Source organism: Paenarthrobacter sp. UW852 (assembly GCF_024608385.1).
In the GTDB taxonomy this organism is placed as follows: Bacteria; Actinomycetota; Actinomycetes; order Actinomycetales; family Micrococcaceae; genus Arthrobacter.
In genome coordinates, this window is the sequence record NZ_JAMSGY010000004.1 from 364,711 (window position 1) to 384,541 (window position 19,831).

16 protein-coding genes are annotated in these 19,831 nt (G+C 63.4%); 10 read left to right on the top strand and 6 right to left on the bottom strand.

The genetic code is table 11. From position 1 onward, the window contains the following. Positions 1 to 32: 32 nt before the first annotated feature. On the bottom strand, positions 33 to 1,433 hold the full coding sequence (locus NEK97_RS09900; RefSeq protein ID WP_257369697.1) for an NAD-dependent malic enzyme: 1,401 nt from the start codon (positions 1,431 to 1,433) through the stop codon (positions 33 to 35). A gap of 220 nt (positions 1,434 to 1,653) precedes the next feature. On the opposite strand from NEK97_RS09900, the gene NEK97_RS09905 reads away from it, so the two are divergent. Next, entirely contained in the window at positions 1,654 to 2,409 is a 756-nt protein-coding gene (locus NEK97_RS09905; protein ID WP_257369698.1) for an IclR family transcriptional regulator, read from the top strand. A gap of 187 nt (positions 2,410 to 2,596) precedes the next feature. Here the strand turns inward: NEK97_RS09905 and NEK97_RS09910 are convergent, their stop codons facing one another. Together NEK97_RS09910 and pucL are read right to left on the bottom strand one after the other, a co-directional pair. After that, a complete protein-coding gene (locus NEK97_RS09910; protein WP_257369699.1) occupies positions 2,597 to 4,114 on the bottom strand; it encodes a nucleobase:cation symporter-2 family protein in 1,518 nt (505 codons plus the stop codon). 165 nt (positions 4,115 to 4,279) lie between these two features. After that, positions 4,280 to 5,194, bottom strand: coding sequence for a factor-independent urate hydroxylase (pucL, locus tag NEK97_RS09915; RefSeq protein ID WP_257369701.1), 915 nt, complete (start codon positions 5,192 to 5,194; stop codon positions 4,280 to 4,282). Between the two features lie 370 nt (positions 5,195 to 5,564). Between pucL and NEK97_RS09920 the strand changes: the two genes are divergently transcribed. The 3 genes from NEK97_RS09920 to NEK97_RS09930 all read left to right on the top strand — a co-directional run bounded on the left by NEK97_RS09920 (position 5,565) and on the right by NEK97_RS09930 (position 8,900). Next, positions 5,565 to 5,741 carry a hypothetical protein gene (locus NEK97_RS09920; RefSeq protein ID WP_014922716.1) on the top strand — a complete coding sequence of 59 codons (177 nt, stop codon included), beginning with the start codon at positions 5,565 to 5,567 and terminating at the stop codon, positions 5,739 to 5,741. Between the two features lie 1,021 nt (positions 5,742 to 6,762). After that, positions 6,763 to 6,960 carry a hypothetical protein gene (locus NEK97_RS19845; RefSeq protein WP_306672936.1) on the top strand — a complete coding sequence of 66 codons (198 nt, stop codon included), beginning with the start codon at positions 6,763 to 6,765 and terminating at the stop codon, positions 6,958 to 6,960. Positions 6,961 to 7,340: 380 nt separating this feature from the next. Then, complete coding sequence (locus NEK97_RS09930; protein ID WP_257369703.1) at positions 7,341 to 8,900, top strand: hypothetical protein; 1,560 nt, start codon at positions 7,341 to 7,343, stop codon at positions 8,898 to 8,900. A gap of 109 nt (positions 8,901 to 9,009) precedes the next feature. On the opposite strand, the gene NEK97_RS09935 is transcribed toward NEK97_RS09930, so the two are convergent. Continuing rightward, complete coding sequence (locus NEK97_RS09935; protein WP_257369704.1) at positions 9,010 to 10,350, bottom strand: 8-oxoguanine deaminase; 1,341 nt, start codon at positions 10,348 to 10,350, stop codon at positions 9,010 to 9,012. A 410-nt stretch (positions 10,351 to 10,760) separates the two neighbouring features. On the opposite strand from NEK97_RS09935, the gene NEK97_RS09940 reads away from it, so the two are divergent. From NEK97_RS09940 to NEK97_RS09960, 5 genes are all read left to right on the top strand, one after another. Further along, positions 10,761 to 11,255 carry a nucleoside deaminase gene (locus NEK97_RS09940; protein WP_142937997.1) on the top strand — a complete coding sequence of 165 codons (495 nt, stop codon included), beginning with the start codon at positions 10,761 to 10,763 and terminating at the stop codon, positions 11,253 to 11,255. Positions 11,256 to 11,261: 6 nt separating this feature from the next. Next, a complete protein-coding gene (locus tag NEK97_RS09945) occupies positions 11,262 to 12,851 on the top strand; it encodes an NCS2 family permease (protein ID WP_257369706.1) in 1,590 nt (529 codons plus the stop codon). Between the two features lie 331 nt (positions 12,852 to 13,182). Beyond that, positions 13,183 to 14,418, top strand: coding sequence for an XdhC family protein (locus tag NEK97_RS09950; RefSeq protein ID WP_257369708.1), 1,236 nt, complete (start codon positions 13,183 to 13,185; stop codon positions 14,416 to 14,418). Continuing rightward, positions 14,409 to 15,344, top strand: coding sequence for a xanthine dehydrogenase family protein subunit M (locus tag NEK97_RS09955; RefSeq protein WP_257369709.1), 936 nt, complete (start codon positions 14,409 to 14,411; stop codon positions 15,342 to 15,344). Before NEK97_RS09950 ends, NEK97_RS09955 begins: the two co-directional genes overlap by 10 nt. After that, positions 15,334 to 18,153 carry a molybdopterin-dependent oxidoreductase gene (locus NEK97_RS09960; protein ID WP_257369711.1) on the top strand — a complete coding sequence of 940 codons (2,820 nt, stop codon included), beginning with the start codon at positions 15,334 to 15,336 and terminating at the stop codon, positions 18,151 to 18,153. The genes NEK97_RS09955 and NEK97_RS09960 overlap by 11 nt, the downstream gene beginning before the upstream one ends. 18 nt (positions 18,154 to 18,171) lie before the next feature. On the opposite strand, the gene NEK97_RS09965 is transcribed toward NEK97_RS09960, so the two are convergent. After that, positions 18,172 to 18,630 (bottom strand): GNAT family N-acetyltransferase, encoded by a 459-nt coding sequence (locus NEK97_RS09965; protein WP_257369712.1) that lies wholly within the window; start codon positions 18,628 to 18,630, stop codon positions 18,172 to 18,174. Between the two features lie 19 nt (positions 18,631 to 18,649). Further along, positions 18,650 to 19,285 carry a nicotine blue oxidoreductase gene (gene nboR / locus NEK97_RS09970; RefSeq protein WP_257369713.1) on the bottom strand — a complete coding sequence of 212 codons (636 nt, stop codon included), beginning with the start codon at positions 19,283 to 19,285 and terminating at the stop codon, positions 18,650 to 18,652. Between the two features lie 159 nt (positions 19,286 to 19,444). Here nboR and NEK97_RS09975 point away from each other — a divergent pair, with 159 nt between their 5' ends. Beyond that, positions 19,445 to 19,636: a DUF1508 domain-containing protein gene (locus NEK97_RS09975; protein WP_044569301.1), complete on the top strand. Its 192-nt coding sequence runs from the start codon at positions 19,445 to 19,447 to the stop codon at positions 19,634 to 19,636. The last annotated feature ends 195 nt before the right edge of the window (positions 19,637 to 19,831 follow it).

A 19,831-nucleotide genomic window follows, 5' to 3' on the forward strand; every position in this document is an offset into this window, starting at 1 on the left:
GAGCGGATTCCTTCTTCTAGGGTGCGCTGGTGCTACAGCGCGCTGGCGGCGTTTGCGTGCGCGGCGGCTGCCACCGCAGCAGCAACATCGGCAGCAACGTGGGGATCGAAGACGCTGGGGATAATGTAACTCGCGTTCAGCTCATCGTCAGCCACCCGGTTGGCGATCGCCTCGGCGGCGGCCACCAGCATGTCAGGCGTAATGTCCGATGCCCCTGCGTCCAGTAGCCCGCGGAAGAATCCGGGGAAAGCCAGCACGTTGTTGATCTGGTTGGGGAAGTCACTGCGGCCGGTAGCTACGACGGCGGCGTGCTTGGAAGCGATCACGGGATCGATTTCCGGCGTCGGGTTGGCCATGGCGAACACAATCGCATTTTCGGCCATCGAGGCGACCTGGTCCTCGCCGATCACGTGCGGTGCGCTGACGCCGATGAACACGTCAGCACCCTTGAGGGCATCGTGCAGGGTGCCGGAGAAGCCTTCTTCGTTGGTGTTCGCGGCGATCCAGCTGCGGTGCTCGTCGCTGTATTCCTCGCCCGAGTGGATGGCGCCCGAGCGGCCCGCGGCGATGATGTGCTGCGCACCCTGGGCCTTGAGGAGCTGGATGATGGCGGAGCCGGCAGCACCGACGCCCGAAACCACGATCTTGACCTCGGACAGCTTCTTGTCCACGACGCGCAGGGCGTTGACCAAGGCTGCGAGCGTAACGATCGCGGTGCCGTGCTGGTCGTCGTGGAAGACCGGGATGTCCAGCTCTTCGCGGAGGCGGTTCTCGATTTCGAAGCAGCGCGGTGCGGCGATGTCTTCAAGGTTGATGCCGCCGTAAACGGGGGCCATGGCCTTGGCGATCATGATGATCTCTTCGGTGTCCTGGGTGTCCAGGCAAACCGGCCAGGCGTCAACGTTGGCGAACTGCTTGAACAGCGCCGCCTTGCCTTCCATGACCGGAAGTGCGGCCGCGGGGCCAATGTTGCCCAGGCCCAGGACGGCGGAACCGTCAGTGAGGACAGCAATGGTGTTGCGCTTGACCGTGAGGTTGCGGGCAGCAGCCGGGTCTTCTGCGATGGCCATGCAAACGCGGGCGACGCCGGGAGTGTAGGCGCGCGAAAGATCGTCGCGGTTGCGCAGGGCTACTTTGGGGACGACCTCGAGCTTGCCGCCGAGGTGCATGAGGAAAGTGCGGTCCGAAACGTGCTGGACGGTGACGCCGTCGAGTGCGTTCAGGGCGTCCTTGACGCGGGCTGCGTGGTCGTCGTCGGTGGTGTTGCAGGTGACGTCGACAACGATCTTCTCGTGGTGGGATTCCGTGACGTCCAGGGCGGTGATTGCTGCACCGGCTGCGCCGACGGCTGCTGCCAGTTCGCTGGTAGCGGTGAAGCTCGACGGTGCGGCGACGCGCAGGGTGATCGAGTTTCCGGGGCTCGGATTCGCCATTGAAATTCCTCCTGTTAGGCCCGTTCCCGGGCCGCCGTTCCTACAAAATGTTTTCGTATTATGGATATTATTATCTACAAAGTGGAAACACAACCCCTTGCTTGGTCATGTTCGGTGTCATCGCGCCGCTTGCATGCGTGCTGTATGTTGGGTGTTCTAAGCAATTCTTTTCACGATGCGGATAAGAGTTGTCGGAATCTGAGTCATTGGAGACAAGGGAATGGCTGAAAAAGCCTCCGGAGGCGTGCAGTCCGTTGAGCGCGTCTTTGAACTGTTGGAACTGATCACGGACGCCGGTGGCGACGTCACCTTGAGCGAGCTCTCCTCGTCCACGGATTTGCCCCTGCCTACCATCCATCGCCTGCTGAGGACCCTGGTCTCCCTCGGCTACATCCGCCAGCTGCCTAATCGCCGCTACGCCCTGGGCCCTCGGCTCATCCGGCTCGGCGAAGGTGCCAGCAAGCAACTCGGTGCCGTAGCCCGCCCTCAGCTCAAGACCCTCGTAGAACGACTCGGAGAGACCTCCAACATGGCGGTCCTGGACTCGGACATGGTCATCTACGTGGCCCAGGTTCCGTCCATGCACTCCATGCGCATGTTCACCGAGGTTGGCCGTCGCGCCCACACGCACGATACCGGCGTCGGCAAGGCCATCCTGGCCCAGCTGGATGACGAGGTTGTCCGCGGCATCGTGGCCCGCACCGGCATGCCCACCCCCACGGCCAAGAGCATCGGGGACATCGACTCTCTGCTCGCTGACCTGGCATTGATCCGTGAGCGCGGCTACTCCATTGACGAGGAAGAGCAGGAGCTCGGCGTGCGCTGCTTCGCCATGGCCGTCCCCAACGCGCCCACGCCCACTGCGATCTCCGTTTCCGGGCCGATTACCCGCGTGGACCAGAGCTTCGCCGACCGTGCTGTGCCAATGCTGAGCGAGGCGGCCAAGGCGATCTCCGCGGAGCTCAACCAAAACTAATCCCTGCCAGATGGCACTAGATGGCAATGTTCCCCGCGAACATTGCCATCTTTTGTTATCTGGACGGCCCCTGGAAGGTGGGCGGCGCGCTCTGGGCGAGTGCCGCCGTCGTGCGCTTCCGTGGCACCGCGAAAGGCGGCAGTGTCCCCCAAGGAAACACTGCCGCCTTTCATCCGCGGAAGAGTGGTCAGTGCTCTGACGCGCTGGAAGTCTTGAGCGGGACCTCGTTGCCGTCGGCGTCGATCAACTTGCCGTTCTCAAAGCGGTCGCCTTCGCTGAGGCACTTGATGTCCTCTTCGCTGACAATCCGGTCCGTTCCTGCAACGAATACCGACTGGTTGTCCGAGTTGCCGGCCTTGAAGTGGTTGAACAGGATGTTCAGCAGGATCGCCATGACCGCGGCCGAGCTGATGCCGGAGTGGAAGATCGTGGAGAACCAGGACGGGAACTGGTCGTAGAACTTCGGGGCGGCGATCGGGATCATGCCGAAGCCGATCGAGGCCGCCACGATGATCAGGTTCATGTTGTTCTTGTACTCGACCTTGGCCAGGGTGCGGATACCGCTCGCGGCAACCGTACCGAAAAGTACGACGCCGGCACCGCCCAGGACGGGCGTCGGAACCGCTGCGACCACGCGGCCGAGGATCGGCAGGAGGCCCAGGACCACCAGGATGAGGCCGCCGGCGCTGACCACGAAGCGGCTCTTGATGCCCGTGATGGCAACGAGGCCAACGTTCTGGGCGAAAGCGCTCTGGGTGAAGGAGTTGAACAGGGGGGAGATGGCGCTGGAGAGCATGTCGGCGCGGAGTCCGTCACCGATGCGGCGGGAATCAACCTTGGTGTCCACGATCTCGCCCACCGCGATGATGTCCGCGGAGGTCTCGGTGAGGGTCACCAGGATAACGATCAGCATGGAGATGATGGCTGCGACTTCGAAGGTGGGGGCACCGAAAGCGAAGGGTGTGGGGAATGCGACGACGTCGCCCTGGCCCACCTTGGAGAAGTCGGCCATGCCGGCAATGAGCGCAATGATGGTGCCGATCACCATGGCCAGCAGGATCGAGAGCCGGGAGATCGCGGCGTTGCCGACCTTACTCAGGAGCAGAACGATGCCCATGGTTGCTGCGGCCAATCCGATGTTGGCCATGCTGCCGTAGTTGTCAGCCTTGGCGTTGCCGCCCATGGCCCAGTTCGCGGCCACCGGCATCAGGGTAAGCCCAATGGTGGTGATTACTGTGCCCGTAACCACAGGTGGGAAGAATTTGATGATTTTCGAGAACAGGGGAGTGATGGCCAAACCGATCAGCGAGGCCACGATCACCGAGCCGAACACCGCCTGGATCCCGCCGCCACCCTGGACGATCGCCACCATGGTGGAAACGCCGGCGAAGGACACGCCCTGGACCAGCGGCAGCTGCGAGCCGAACCACGGGATGCCCACCGTCTGAAGGATGGTGGCGAGCCCGCCTACGAACAAACAGGCGGCGATCAAAAGGCCGATGTCCTGTGAGTTCATGCCGGCCGCTGCACCGATGATCAGCGGCGGGGCAATGATTCCGCCGTACATGGTGAGGACGTGCTGGAAGCCGTAGGCAAACGTGCTTCCGATGGAGAGGCGCTTGTCCTCGGGCCGTTCGGGCTTGTTCGCGCGGTCCGTCCGGGACGAGGTGGTATTCGCGGGGCGGGATTTCTTCTTGATGTTCATGGCAGACTTTCTGGGTTCATGGCAGACGTCTTCGTCTGGCTAACTGTGTCTGGCTAACAAATCTTGGGGTTTTAGGGGTCGGGTTTGTGTACAGGTGATGCCTTTAAAGGGGCTCTTAGGGACAGCACCTGTACACAAACCCAGGGGTTGGCCTTCGCCGGGTGGTTAGCAGAAGCCGGCGATGCCGCTCCATGCAACGGGTGCAGCGTCGATGTCTTCGCGCTGGACGGTTGCTTCGATGAGGCCGTACGGGCGATCAGCCGCGAAGAAGACCTCGTTGGGGTTGTCCAGGCCGAACGGACTCAGGTCAACCAGGAAGTGGTGCTTGTTGGGCATGGAGAACTTGATTTCGTCCACTTCGCTGTGTGCTTCGAGGACCTTCTTGCCCATGTCGAACAGCGTCTGCTGCAGGGCGTGGGAGTAGTTCTCGGTGAAGCCTTCCAGCAGGAGCGCCCGGATGTCTTCGTAGCTCTTGTTGAAGTCCGTGCCAGCGACGTCCAGGTTGGTGTTGTAGCGCCAGCGGGCGGAGACATCCGTTGCGAGGATGCGGTCCGTGGTCTCCGGCAGGGTGGTGTACTTGTCGCGCGGGTAGCCGACAAAACCTGACTGAGTGGTCTTCAGGACGGTCAGGTCCTTGAGGCCGGAAACAACGTGGGTGGTTGCGCCATCACGGACGACGACGGCGGTACGCACCTCTTGTCCGTTGCGGACGAAGCTGTGGTCGTGTCCCTCGCCGTGTGCCTGGATGCGATCCCAGCTGTAGGCCTCGGCTTCCCAGCGGCCGCCGGTTACCCAGTCGAACCCACCGGTGAAGTGATCGGCAAGGCGCAGGAGGAAGGCTTCGGGGGAGCCGATGCCTTCACGAGCGAAAGCGTAGACCGTGTTCTTCTGGGTGTCGGTGGCAACGACGTGGCCGTTGTCTCCTTCGAGGTGGGCTGCCTGGAAGTCGCCCCGCAGCTGCGAGGTGACGTTCAGGTCTTCGATGTGGTGGCGGTCCGTATCCCGAGTGACTTTGACGACGCGGACTTCTGCTTTGCCGTACTGGTTTTCGCCGAGGACGATGTTGTTGCTCATGGTCATATCCCAACTTCTGTGAGGTGGAACCTAGGTTCCATCAATGAAATTAAGCGCGTGTTTCCACCGCGTTTCTGGTGGAGCCGACCCAACAAAAAAGAGCCGACATCCATTGATGCCAGCTCATTACGACCCTGCCTGCTGCTCTCAGGTTACGTGACCTACGCCACGAACTGATTCGAGAGTAGCGCATGGTTTCGGCCTGTGTATACGGGTTCCCAAGGATCGTTATGAACTACCCGAATGTGACCGGGGCAACTCACTTTGCTCCGGAGGGGCTCTTGACGCCCAGTTTCCCAGCTGCCTACACTTTCCACGTAACAATAAAAGTTTTCCGAAGTACGGAAACTGAGTGCATGAGAAAGAGGAGGAACAGATGGACTCGAAGGATACGAACAACGTCGTGGAATTCCCGGCACCGGGTCAGGAGCTGTACCTGCCCTTCGGTGCAACAGATCCGGACTTCTATATTCCGGCCGACTGCGACCGCAAAGCCGGAGGGTTCTCCCGTTGGCTGCGCGCGCTCCCGGTATTCGGCCGGCAGCGCCCCTGATTTTCCTGCATCACGGGCGCGGACTCTGCGCAACAGAGCCAAGGAAGCGGGCGATGCCTGGGGAGGTGTCGCCCGCTTTCCCGTGCGCCTGGGCATGCCCTTTTTCGCCCGCGCGCCCACGCTTCCCGCGCGCCCTAACCCACCCCGCCCTTCCGTTTAGACGGTTCGCTGCATATTAGACGGTAGGAGTCGTCTAATACGCAGGTATTCGTCTAATCGGGATTATCCACATAGGGAAAGTCAGGCATGCGCTCCCTGTGCGGACTCCACGAGGCTTGTGGAATGACGGGATAGAAGGTGCGGGAGCTCCCCGCTGGCGTTGACTTATGGCGGACCAGTGAGCTGGAGGACGCAGGTTTCAGCGCGCGGGCCATAGCTGCCTTTGGTCCGGTCTCGTCACTTGGTCAGGCTTCGGAGGGGCTGCTACATCAGGGGGAGCGTGTGGTCTGCGCAAAAGCCGGGCGTGAGAAGCCGCCAACTCGTCGCTGCCCACGCTCATGGGACGCTGGCGACTTCGGGTGGAAGTCTCGTCTACAGCCATACTTCAGCGGCGAGGCTTTACGGGCTGTTCCACTGGAATGTTGACGATCGCAGTCATGTCACGCAGAAGACGCCTCCTTCGCCGGTTTCGCACGGCATGGATGTGGTGCCGCATACCCGACTCCTTGACCGGGCCGAGATTGTCCAGCGTTTCGGATTGCCTTGCACGTCACTGGAGCGCACGGTGGTCGACTGCTGCCGGATGTTGCAGTACGGGCAGGCCTTGATCGTCATGGACCACGCTCTTCGCATGGGTGCCAGCGAAGCCAAACTGTGGGACATGTGCCGCTCGATGATCGGACGAAGTGGAGTGGTGACTTTGCGGCGGGTGCTCGAGACGCGGATGCGAGGTCTGAGTCGCCAGGGGAGGCCCTGACCGGGGCTCTCGTGAAAAAACTTGGCGTTGAAGCTCCTGATCTGCAGGTGGAGGTGCCTACGTCCGAGGGTGTGTACCGCATTGACCTCGCGTGGAGGGGGGGAGATGGTGGCCCTCGAATTCGACGGCAGGGTCAAATACTTCGACTATGAGCCAACTGGCCAGGTCATCTACAGGGAAAGGCAACGGGAGAACGCTTTGATGGAGCAAAGGTGGGTCTTCATTCGCATCCAAAGGCGGGACCTCTTTCAGGAGCAGGCATTCAAGACCCGGCTCCTCCGTGCCCTGAGCCGCGCCAGTTAGACGACTTGCTGCGTACTAGACGATTTCAACCGTCTAGGGTGCAGTGCGGCGTCTAATTGGCCGAAAATGGGCCGCGTCATATTTCGGTGGGGTGTGGCGTGGGTCACGTATGCTGGAATGGCGGCCGCCCGATGGGGTCTTAAAGGTCGCCGTGGCCCGGCGTTTGGGCCGCACTTGCTGGCTTGATGGCGCCGGACAAAGGTCTGCAAGCGTCGTACTGCAGCAGCACGAGCGATAGCTGCCGCTCGTCATCGAGCCGTGCCGGGACACGGATACCTGGCTGATAACGCCTGCCGCGGTAGGTCTCAAAAAGAGCCGGATCTGGGGGGCTGGCGCCGCACAGCAGCAATCAGGCTGCTTTCCCCAAAGGAAACATTGTCATGAAACGCACCTTTGTCACACTCGGGGCGGTGATTGTGGTGGCCCTTGCCGGATGCACGGACCCCGGCACCCCGCCACCCACCGAGAGCCCCAGCGCAACGGCAACAGTGGAACCAACCCCGACGCCGACCGAAACCCCGACGCCGACGGTGACACCCACTGTCACCCCGACGGTGACACCGACGGTGGCACCCACTCCGACAGAGACGCCTACTGTCACCCCGACGCCGACGGCGACGCCCACTCCGACAGCGACGCCTACTGTCACGCCGACGCCGACGGCGACGCCCACTCCGACAGCGACGCCTACTGTCACCCCGACGCCGACGGCGACGCCCACTCCGACAGCGACGCCTACTGTCACCCCGACCCCGACCCCCACCCCCACTGAAACCCCCACCCCCACGGGCAGCCTCGCCAACCTGGCCCGGGTCCCTTGGGATGGTGGCCCGGCCTACTGGTCGAAGTTCCCGGGTGCGGCGCGGCTGAACAACCCCAGCCTGTTCCCCGTGAGTGTTTTCTTCGGGAAACCGGAGCACGCTGCGCAGTTGAAGGACCTGGGCGTGAACGTCTACCAAGAGGCGGAACACGACGGCTCCACGTTGACGTCCATCACCAACACCGGAATGCTCGTCATTGCGGGCCAGGAGTGGACGCGGGCCGAAGTGGGGACCAATCCCGGCGTCGTCGCCTGGGCGACCTTTGACGAGTGCGACATGGGCCTTGGGTGCTCCGGGAGCAATACCCAGGAGAACCTGCAGCAGATGAACAATCTGGTGGCCAAGATACGTGCGTACGGTGATGGCCGCCCAATCAACGCCAATTATGGCAAGGGCATCCTCGGCACGTGGTGGGCCAGCGGAACCATGGACGACTTCCTGGCCGTGGTGGACTTCGCATCCGCGGATAACTACGCCTACACCAGCCCTCCTGTGGGAGATGCCATGAAGATTTCCCCTGCGTGGCCTGCAGGAGCGAACCCCGCCACGAGTGCAGCCTATGGGTGGCAGATTGACCAGATGCGATCGTTCCAGGCAACCCCTGGCATTAAGCCCAACTGGGTGTTCGTCGAGTCCGCACGGCCCTTCTTGTCAGAGTCGAACGCCAAGACCATAACCCCGGAGCAGATGGAGGGTGCAATGTGGTCGGCGATCATCCATGAAGCCCGCGGAATCAGCATTTTCCAGCACAACAATGATCCGGCGTACGGCAACTACTCGCTGGTGGACATCCCCGCCGACCGTAAGGCCAAGATCAAGGCCTTGCTGGCCGGGATCCAGGCGCTTGCACCTGTCCTCAACACCCAGAGCTATGTGTGGAACGCAGGCGCGGCCGGCTCTGACACCATGCTCAAAGCCAAGGACGGCAGCGCGTACCTGTTCGCAGGCATTGGCTTGAATGGCACTACCGGTTCGAAGACCTTCACTCTTCCTGCCGGGATCACCGGTACGCAGGTGGAGGTTGTGGGCGAGAACCGCAGCATTGCCGTGCAGAACGGCAAGTTCACGGACTCCTTCGCCAACGAATACACGCACCACGTCTACAAGGTCACGATCTAGGGAAGGACAACCCAAACAACGAGTTCGCCGGAAGAGTGCGAGTTCGCCGGAACGCTCCCTGCGAAGTGGCAGCGTTCCGGCGAACTCGCGCAAAACCATAACCAACGAGCTACCCGGCCACCAACTTCCGCGCAGCCGCAGAGTGTTCCGCGATCAGCCCGGCCACGTCCAGGTCCGGGATTGCCCCGTCAACGACGCGCCAGGATCCGCCCACCATCACCCGGTCGGCCCGGTCTGCCCCGCAGAGCAGCAACGCAGCTACGGGGTCGTGGCTGCCGGAAAACCTCAACGAGTCGAGCTTGAACAGTGCCAGGTCCGCCTGCATCCCGGGAGCCAGCTGGCCGATGTCGGACCGCCCAAGAACTGCCGCGGACCCGCGCGTGGCCCATCCAAGCGCGCGTGACACGGGGACCGAGGCGCCATACCGCAAGCGCTGCAAATACAGGGCTTGCCGGGCTTCGAGGATCATGTTGGACGCGTCGTTGGAAGCAGATCCGTCCACGCCCAGCCCCACGGGAACGCCCGCGGCTTCCAGCTCCAGGACCCGTGCGGTCCCGGAGGCCAGGCGCATGTTCGACGTCGGGCAGTGGGCCACCGCTGTTCCGGCAGCTCCCAGACGCGCGATCTCCTCGTCATTGAAGTGGATGCCGTGTCCCAGCCAGGTCCGGGATCCGAGCCACCCCACGGACTCCAGGTAATCCACGGTCCGCAGCCCGAACATGGACTGGCAGAAGTCCTCCTCGTCGATGGTTTCGGCAAGATGCGTGTGCAGCCGGACGTCGAAGCGCTCGGCCATGGCTGCGGACTCGGCCATGATTTCCTTGGTCACGGAGAACGGCGAGCATGGGGCAAGGGCAATCTGGACCACAGCCCCATCGCCGGTCTCGTGATACCTGCGAATCAGGCGTTCGCTGTCCGCGAGGATTGCCTCAGGTGACTGGACCGTAGTCCTGGGCGGCAGCCCGCCGTCGTCCTCTCCCAAGGTCATGGACCCGCGGGTCAAGGTAGCCCGCATCCCCATGGACCGTACGGCGGACACCTCGATGTCGATGGCGTCTTCCATGCCGTCGGGGAACAGGTAGTGGTGGTCGGCCGCGGTGGTGCAGCCGGACAGGAGGAGCTCGGCAAGCGCTACCTGAACCGCGAGCTCAAGGCTGCGTGGAGTGAGCCGCGCCCACACGGGGTAGAGGTTCTGCAGCCACGGGAACAGGGGTGCGTTGGCCACGGGGCCCCAGGCGCGGGTGAGGGTTTGGTAGAAGTGGTGGTGCGTGTTGATGAGGCCCGGGAGCACGACGTGGGAGGACGCATCGAACACGGAACACGGCATGGAAGGCTCAACGCCGGAGGGCACCAGTTCAAGAATGGTTCCGTCGTCGGAGACCACCAGGCCGTTGCCGGCGTCGAGGTCGTTGGCGGTGAAGATACCCAGCGGGTTTTTGATCCAAAGCATGGAGGTCCTTGTCTGGTCGGCGTGTACGCGTTCCAGCTCAGTTAGGCCCTGTCTGCTGATCCAGGTTTCCGGTCCGCCAGAGAGCGGTACGGTCCCAACAGCGTAAAATGGGCGACGCCGGCCGTCAACGCCCGCACACGGGTTGCAGTCACATTCGGGCACCAAAAGCACGGCGCAACTTATTTCGCATGACGAAATTAAATTTTCAAAAAACTATGGCGCGGCTCACAACCCTGGTGCTACGCTCTAACTGCCAAAGGCGGGCACCCGGACTTCGGGAAGCTATCTACCAGGCGCAACTTAACCTTCATCGCACATGCTGAAGCCTGGTAACCAAGCTAACTGGAGCTCCTTTTTGCAGCGCGCTCAAACAGGTCACCTGGCTTCCACAGCACTAAGGAAGTCGCAACATGAGTACAACCGTCACGGCCGAGCAATTCCTGGCCACCTCCATTGAGCTGGCAACAGCCAATGTCCTGAACAGTGGTGGCCCTTTCGGCGCCGTCATTGTCACCGCGGACGGACGAGCCTTCGAAGGCGTCAACCGCGTGACCGCCACGAACGATCCCACCGCGCATGCAGAAGTCACGGCAATCCGTAACGCCTGCCGCGAACTGGGAACGTTCGATCTGAGCGGAGCAACCCTCTACACCAGCTGCGAGCCATGCCCCATGTGCCTGGCTTCCGCGCTCTGGGCACGCGTGGACCGCGTGTTCTTCGCCGCAGACCGTCACGACGCCGCATCCGTGGGCTTCGACGACGCCGTCTTCTACGAGTACTTCGAGAACGACAACCGGGACGCGCTGATGCCGGTAGCCAAGCTGGAACTGGGCGATCCCCAGGCTCCGGAGGCCCTCCAGCCGTTCACCACATGGAACACGCTTGATTCCAGGATTGATTACTAGGGCCCGGTGGCTGACATGGAAATCCTGGGTACCGCAGAAATGCACACAGCAGCTGAAAAGCAGGCTGCGCTCTTCCCCAACGGTGAGAACAGCGCAGAGCCCACAGCGGCAGAAGCAAAGCACACGGCAGCCGGCCTGGCAGGTGGCAACAAGAAGCCCCCGGCGTCGAACTCCTTCCTGGACAAGTTCTTCCAGATCTCCCAGCGTGGCTCCACACTGGCCCGCGAATTCCGCGGCGGCCTGGTCACGTTCTTCACCATGGCCTACATCGTCATCCTGAATCCGCTCATCCTGGGTGGCTTCTCGGCAGAGAACGCGCCAACTGATGTGGCGGGCGGTTGGTTGTCGGCCGCGCAGGTCGGTGCGGTCACTGGCCTCACGGCCGGCGTCATGACGATCATTTTCGGCCTGGTCGCCAACCTTCCCTTCGGCCTGGCCGCAGGTTTGGGCATCAACTCGTTCCTGGCCGTTGCGGTCATCCAGGAAGTCACATGGCCAGAAGCCATGGGCCTGGTGGTCATCAACGGCATCCTCATTGTCCTCTTCGGTGCTACCGGGGCCCGGACAGCGATCTTCAAGGCAGTGCCCAAGGAACTCAAGGCAGCCATCACCGTTGGTATCGGCCTGTTCATTGCCTTCATCGGCTTCGTGGACTCGGGGTTCGTCCGTCCCACAGCGGGTGGCCCACCGGTCCAGCTGGGTAACGACGGCTCCATCACCTCCCTCCCGACCCTCGTTTTCATCGTCGGTTTGCTTGCCATGGGCATCCTTGTGGCCCGCAAAATCCAGGGCGGCCTGCTGATCGGCATCGTCGCCACTACCGTCCTCGCCGCAGTTGTCGAGGCCGTATTCAAGATTGGGCCAGGCAGCGCCACCAATCCCGGCGGCTGGCACCTGAACGTGCCTATCCTGTCCAGCCAGTTGGTGTCCGTGCCGGATCTCAGCCTGGTGGGCCACTTCGATCTCTTCGGCTCGTTCGCCCGGATCGGTGGACTTGCCGCCACCATGTTGGTCTTCACCCTGGTGTTCACCAACTTCTTCGACGCCATGGGCACCATGACCGGGCTGGCGAAGAGCGCTGGTGTGGCTCACAAGGACGGCACGTTCCCCAGGCTGAAGTCGGCATTCATTGTTGAAGGCATGGGTGCCGTGGTGGGTGGGGCAACCTCCGGATCATCGAACACCGTGTACATCGACTCCGCGGCTGGTATCGGCGAAGGTGCCCGCACGGGCCTGGCGTCGGTGGTCACCGGCCTCCTGTTCCTGGGGTCCATGTTCTTCACGCCGCTCACTTCGGTGGTTCCGCTGGAAGTTGCTGCGGCCGCACTGGTTGTTGTGGGCGCGATGATGATGGCGCAGATCCGCGAGATCAAGTTCACCAAGTTCTCGGTCGCCTTGCCTGCGTTCCTGACCATCGTGACCATGCCGCTGACGTACTCCATCGCCAACGGCATCGGGGTCGGGTTCATCTCCTTCGCCGTGGTCAACGCCGCGTCAGGTAAGGCCAAGAAGGTGCATCCGCTCATGTGGGTGGTCACGGCCGGCTTCATCATCTACTTCGCACGGGGTCCCATCAACGCCCTGATGGGTGTTTAGCCAGGAACCCCAGCCCGCGCCGGCGGGTCATCATCCGGCACTCCGATCGACGGTCCCCCGGTTCCCTCCGCACGAATAGGCGCCCGCCGTCGTCGTCCCTGAAAACAAGGTACGACGGCGGGCGGCGGCAGGGTGCCGGTGCTCCGTCAGGGAACGGGGGCAGGGAGATGAAGCCCTTGCCCCCGTTCCTATGAACCCTTACTGACTGAACTTTTACTGAACAGCCGCGACTGCCCCTCAACAGCCTCTGCGAATGAGATTATGGGGCAAGATCGCGCACTGCTCCGGCCGGGCCACCTGGCCGGGACACCTGGAATAAGGATGTGTTGCCATGCTGGATCTGATGCCTTCACTGGGCGGCTGGCGGACGGCGGTCTCCGGCCAACGATGCGCTGTGGCCACGATCGTAGGGACCGGCGGCTCCGTGCCGCGGCCCCTGGGGACGTCCATGATGGTCTCCGAACACGGCGAAATTTTGGGCAGCTTGTCCGGCGGCTGCGTGGAGGGTGCCGTTGTGGAGGCGGCCTTGGAAGCCATGCGCGACGGCGGCCCCCGCCTTGAGTCCTTCGGCTTCAGTCCCGAGGACGCGTTCGCGGTGGGACTCACCTGTGGAGGGGAACTGGAAGTCCACATCCAGCCGCTGCAGGAAGGCTCGCCCGAACTCTCGATGCTGGCCGAAACCCGACGCCCTGGCGCACTCATCCGCCGCCTTGATGCTGGTGGTGGAGTCATGGTGGTGGATGATCCCGCACGGTTCCGTGCCATGGAATCCGAAGAACTGGCCAGACTGGTGGGGGACCACCCGGCTACCCTTTTCGCGGCAGCCGCTCAAGTGGAGCCCCTCCTCCAAGGGGGCCGCGCAGGCCTGGTCCGGCTGGCCCCGCCCGAGGGCTGCATCGATGGGTGGGTAACAACCGAGAGGTTGGCTGCGCCGCCCCGGGAAAAGGAAGAACCTCAACCCATCACCCTGCTGGTCGAAAGCAGGTTGCCGGCAGCGAGGATGCTGGTCTTTGGCGCCAACGACTTTGGTGCCGCGTTGCTTCCCGCTGGACAACTGCTCGGCTACGACGTCACGCTGTGCGATGCCCGGCCTGCTTTCACTCAACAAAGTCGTTTCGCCGGAGCCGACCAGGTGGTGACGGACTGGCCGCACCGCTACCTCGAAGCAGAGGCCGCGGCGGGACGGATCGACTCCCGGACCGTGGTCTGCGTCCTGACCCACGATCCCAAGTTCGACATCCCCTTGCTGGAGACGGCCCTCCGCCTCAACCTGGCCTACGTTGGCGCGATGGGTTCGCGCCGGAGCCACCGCCAACGGGTCGATGCCCTCCTCGAGTCAGGCACTCCCTCAGAGTCCTTGGCGCGGCTGCACTCACCCATCGGCCTGAACCTTGGTGCCGTGACACCAGCAGAGGTGGCGGTTTCCATTACGGCCGAGATCATCGCCGAGCGCGGACCCGGTACCCGGGGAACGCACGGCACGCCCGGTTTTCCGTCCCTCAAAGACGGCAACGGCCCGATTCACCCAGCACCTCAACACCTCACCCAGGAGGACCCATGGACATGAACACCATCGAGGCCGTGGTGCCCACGACGGACCCGGCCCTGTGGCGCGAAGGCGATGCCTGGCTCGCCGGCGGTACAGTCCTTTTCTCCTACGGAAGCACTGTCCTCAAACGGCTCCTCGACCTCGGCGAAGCCAACTGGCCCGCCGTGACCGTGACCGATGACGGCATCGAACTGGCTGCCACCTGCACCGTGGCTGAGCTCTACGCCTTGCCGGCCAGCGAAGAAGCAGCCCACCGCGAATGGCCCGGACTGGCTCTGATCCGGCCCAGCTGCGACTCGTTCGTGGCGTCCTTCAAAATCTGGAACATGTCCACGGTGGGCGGCAACATCTGCACGGGCTTGCCCGCAGGACCCATGACGTCGCTGTGCGCCGGACTCGACGGCCTCGCCACCATCCTCAGCCCGGATGGTTCCAGCCGCACGGTCCCGGTTGCCGACTTTGTGATCGGCGATATGCAGACCGTCCTGGCCCCGGGGGAGTTGCTCCGCAGCATTCATCTCCCCGCCGAGGCACTCTCGGCGCGCGTAGCATTCAGGCGCTTGTCGCTGAGCAACCTTGGCCGCTCCGGGGTGCTGCTGATTGGCAGGCTCGATCCCGTCTTCGGCTTGGTCATCACGGTGACTGCTTCGACCAAGCGCCCGGTGCAACTGAGGTTCCCGGCCGGGAAGGTTCCGGACGCGCGGACGCTGGCCGACGCCGTCGAACATTCCATTCCCTGGCCGCTGTACCACGACGATATCCACGGGCTCCCGGCATGGCGCCGCGACATGACGCTCAAGCTGGCCGAGGAAATACGGGCGGAGTTGATGGACGAGTTGATGACTGTCTCCGGCGATTTCTGGCCCCCGCATGCCACGTCGCCCCAGCCGTCCACGCAACCCGAAACCACAGGCACCCAGAAGGAGGCCTCCCATGGCAATTGAGATCAACGGCACTGCCTCGCAGGCCACACCCCGTCCGGGCCAATGCCTGCGCACCTTCCTGAGGGAGGAGGGCAACTTCGGCGTCAAGAAGGGCTGCGACGGCGGCGACTGCGGAGCTTGCACCGTCCACGTCGACGGAACTCCCGTGCACAGCTGCATCTACCCGGCAGTCCGCGCCGAAGGCAAGACGGTCACCACAATCGAGGGCCTCGCCAAGGACGGACAACTGCACCCTGTGCAGGAGCAGTTCCACCAGGGCCAGGGTTTCCAGTGCGGCTTCTGTACCGCAGGCATGATGATGACTGCCGCCACTTTCGACGACGAACAACGCGCCAACCTGCCCCGGAACCTCAAGGGAAACCTGTGCCGCTGCACCGGCTACCGCTCCATTGCGGACGCCGTCTGTGGCCACGGCGGAGGCCACGGCGGCCAACACCAGCACGACGCCGGAGCTGACGTTTCAGGCGCAAAGTCGCCTGCTGTTGTGGAGGCGACCCCCGGCCAACTTGGCGACAATGTCCCCGCCCTGGCCAGCGACGCCGTGATCACGGGAACGGCCAGGTACGCCCTGGACGTTCCGGCGGAGCAACTCCCCGGCTTGCTGCACCTCAAAGTGGCGCGCTCGCCACATCCGCACGCCCGGATCGTTTCCATTGACAAGGCTCCGGCGTTGGCCGTGCCGGGCGTGGTTGCAGTGTTCACGCACGAGGACGCACCGCAGCAGCTCTTCTCCACGGCACAACACGAGAATTTCACCGACGACCCCGATGACACCCGCGTCCTGGACAGCGTGGTGCGCTTCATAGGGCAACGCGTTGCAGCTGTCGTTGCCGAAACCGTGGGTGCAGCCGAAGCCGGAGCGCGCGCGTTGGCCGTGGAGTACGAAATCCTTGACCCGGTTTTCACGCCCCAGGAAGCCATCCTTCCCGGTGCCCCGGCGATTCACGGCGAGAAAGACGGCGTCGAGTCCCGTATTTCGCGGCCGCTCCAGAATGTTGTGGCCGAGGTCCACGCGGAACTGGGCAGCGTGGAAGACGGCTTCGCCGCCGCGGACTACATCCACGAGCACACGTACCAGACCCAGCGGGTGCAGCACGTAGCCATGGAAACCCATTCGTCCATTTCCTGGCTCGATCAGGAGGGCCGGTTGGTTGTCCGTTCCTCCACCCAGGTCCCGTTCCTGGTGAAGCGGACATTGAGCCGGTTGTTCAACCTGGCGCCGGAAACCGTCCGTGTTGTGGCCGGCCGGGTCGGCGGCGGTTTCGGTGGAAAGCAGGAAGTCCTCACCGAAGATTTGGTGGCTTTGGCAACCCTTGCCCTGAAGCGTCCCGTGCAGTTGGAGTTCACCCGGACCGAGCAGTTCACGGCAACCACCACCCGCCACCCCTTCACCATCCACCTCAAAGCCGGTGCCAACAAGGACGGATACCTGACGGCCCTGCAGCTGAACGTCCTGACCAACACTGGTGCCTACGGAAACCACGCTCCCGGCGTGATGTTCCACGGCTGCGGAGAGTCGTTGGCCGTGTACAAGTGCGTGAACAAGAAAGTGGACGCCCACGCCGTCTACACCAACACAGTTCCCGCCGGGGCTTTCCGGGGCTACGGGCTGAGCCAGATGATCTTTGCCATCGAATCGGCCATCGACGAGTTGGCCCTTGGGATCGGTATGGATCCGCTGGAGTTCCGGCTGAAGAACATGGTCCGGCCCGGTGACCACATGCTGTCCACAACTCCGGAGCCCGAGGAAGACGTCCACTACGGAAGCTACGGCCTGGACCAGTGCATCGCCTTGGTGCGCGACGCCCTGGACCGCGGGAAGGAACGCTACCGGGCCGCCGGCCTTGATGACCTCGGCCCGGAGTGGGTCACCGGTGAGGGGTCAGCCCTGTCCATGATCGACACCGTCCCGCCCCGCGGCCACTTCGCCCACACCCGGGTGAGCCTGGAAGCGGACGGACGGTTCGCCGTCGACGTCGGTACTGCCGAATTCGGGAACGGAACCACCACGGTGCACGCGCAGCTGGCGGCCACGGCGTTGGCGACCTCAGCGTCCAAGGTGACCGTGCGCCAGTCCGATACCGACCTTGTGGAGCACGACACCGGTGCGTTCGGGTCCGCGGGAACGGTGGTTGCCGGCAAGGCGACGCTCGGTGCGGCGCTGGAACTGGCGACCCGCATCCAGACAGTCGCGGCCTCGCTCACAGGGGTGGCGCTGGCGGACTGCCGGTTGGTGGATGGCGCTGTCCAGTGCGGCGAGCGTACCGTGCAGCTGACGGACATCGTCGACGCCGCCCGGCTGCAAGGCGTTCGGCTCGCCACCGACGGAAACTGGGGAGGGACGCCGCGTTCGGTGGCATTCAACGTCCACGGCTTCCGGGTTGCCGTAAACACGGGGACCGGTGAGCTGCGGATCCTGCAGAGCGTGCAGGCCGCCGACGCCGGAGTGGTGGTCAACCCGCGGCAGTGCCGTGGGCAGATCGAGGGCGGGATCGCGCAGGCCCTCGGTGCGGTGCTGTACGAGGAAGTGAAAGTGGACGACGCCGGCCGGGTCACCACGGACATCCTGCGGCAGTATCACATTCCGTCGTTCGCGGATGTGCCGAGGAGTGAGGTCTACTTCGCCACAACCAATGACAGCACGGGTCCCCTCGGGGCCAAGTCCATGAGTGAGAGCCCGTTCAATCCTGTGGCCCCGGCGCTGGCGAACGCCATCCGCAACGCTACCGGGATCCGTTTCGCTGAGCTGCCCATCGCCCGGGACAAGATCTACCTGGCGCTCCGCGACCGGAGCCCTGCCTCCGTGTAGCCCGCCTGCCCAATCGGGTTAGAGGGGGAGCTCCATGAAGACGCTGTTCGGGTCCAGGGTGTAGTCCGCAAAGGGCCCGCACTCCGTAAAGCCGTGCCTTTCATACAGACGCCGTGCCGGGGCGAAATAGTCCTCGGTGCCCGTTTCCAGGCACAGCCGCTGGTACCCGCGGCTTCGGGCGTCGGCGACGATGTGTTCCAGCATCAATGTCGCCACGCCCCGGCCGCGGGCGCTGGCCGTGGTGCGCATGGACTTGATCTCGGCCAGTCCACCGTCGTGGTCTTTCAGGGCACCGGATCCCAGCAGTTGTCCATCCTCCCTGGCAGTCCAGAACGTGATGGACTCGTGGGACAACGCGGAATGATCCAGCGCATGGACGCTCTCCGCGGGGGAGGTGGCGAACATGTCAGCCAGGTGTTCACTGAGGAGCTGATGGACATCCGGGCGTGCGGGATCGTCTGTTTCGATGCGGATCATGCACCCAATGTACCTGCCGCTATCCGTCCAGAAGATGCAGCTGATCCTTGGTGTCCAAGTCCTCACCCGAGCACAAATCACTGCAGTCCACCAGGTCCACCAGGCCCGGGTGCGCCTTGAGGAAGGACCGCGCGCCGGTGTCGCCATTGGCGGCGTCGGCGGCCTGTCCGCGAAGCCCGACGTCGAATATCACCGGGTGCCCGCGCTTCAGCCTTCCTGACTCGTCAGGGTAGGCGGCGGCGGTGACCCGCCCTGGACGATGGCTGCCCAGCAACCGGCTCACCGCCGTCAGGGTAAGCCCGGGCTGATCCACCAGAGCCACCATGATGTTGTTCCCAGGGGCTGCTGCTTCGATGCCCGCGCGGAAGGATCCGGCCACCCCCTTGGCCCAATTCTGGTTTTCTACGACGGTGTGCGCGCCCAGGTCTGTACTGTTCCGCACGTTTTCGGCTTCGGCTCCGAGAACCACCACCACCTCGCTGCAGCCGCCGTCGAAAAGGGTGTCGGCGAGTACTTCCACCAGCGTGCGTCCGCGGAAGGGCAGCAGCGCTTTGGGGCCGCGCCCCAAGCGGGTGCCGGCGCCCGCAGCGAGCAGGACGCCCGTAGTGGGCGTGCCGGATGGAGTCATATCCTCACCATACGCGCGGGGTTCCATGCGGTCTGTAGCTCCTCGGTTGCTTTCAAAGAGATCTACCGATATCGGTTGTAAATTACCCATCAGTAGGGCTTTTGGTGGTCGGAAATGGCCGTTAGGGTCGGTGGGGAGTTATGAAGTCAGCTCGTGTACGCAGCGACGCGTAAGGAACAGGGGAAAATGGCGGGCAGTTTCGAGATTCTCAAAGCAGGTACCAACTCATTCCGATTTCGGCTCACTGCCGAAGACGGCACGGTTGTGGCAGTGTCGCCACAGTTTCCGAATTTGAAGGCCGTTGTGGCCGGTATCAACGCAGTCCGCGAAAATGCGGCAACGGGCTTTGTCGTCGACAGGCGGAACCTGGGCACCTGACGTTGCCCGTCCTGGTCGGAAACAACAATCGGCGGCAGTGTTCATCACGAACACTGCCGCCGATTGTTGTTTGTTGGAGCTTTAGGCGTCGCCGCCTGCTCCGCCGGTGGTGCCGGCGTTCACGTCAAGCAGCTTGTAGCGGTCAATGGCGTACGACGGCGCGCCCTCCGCGACTTCGCCCCTCGCCGCCAGCAT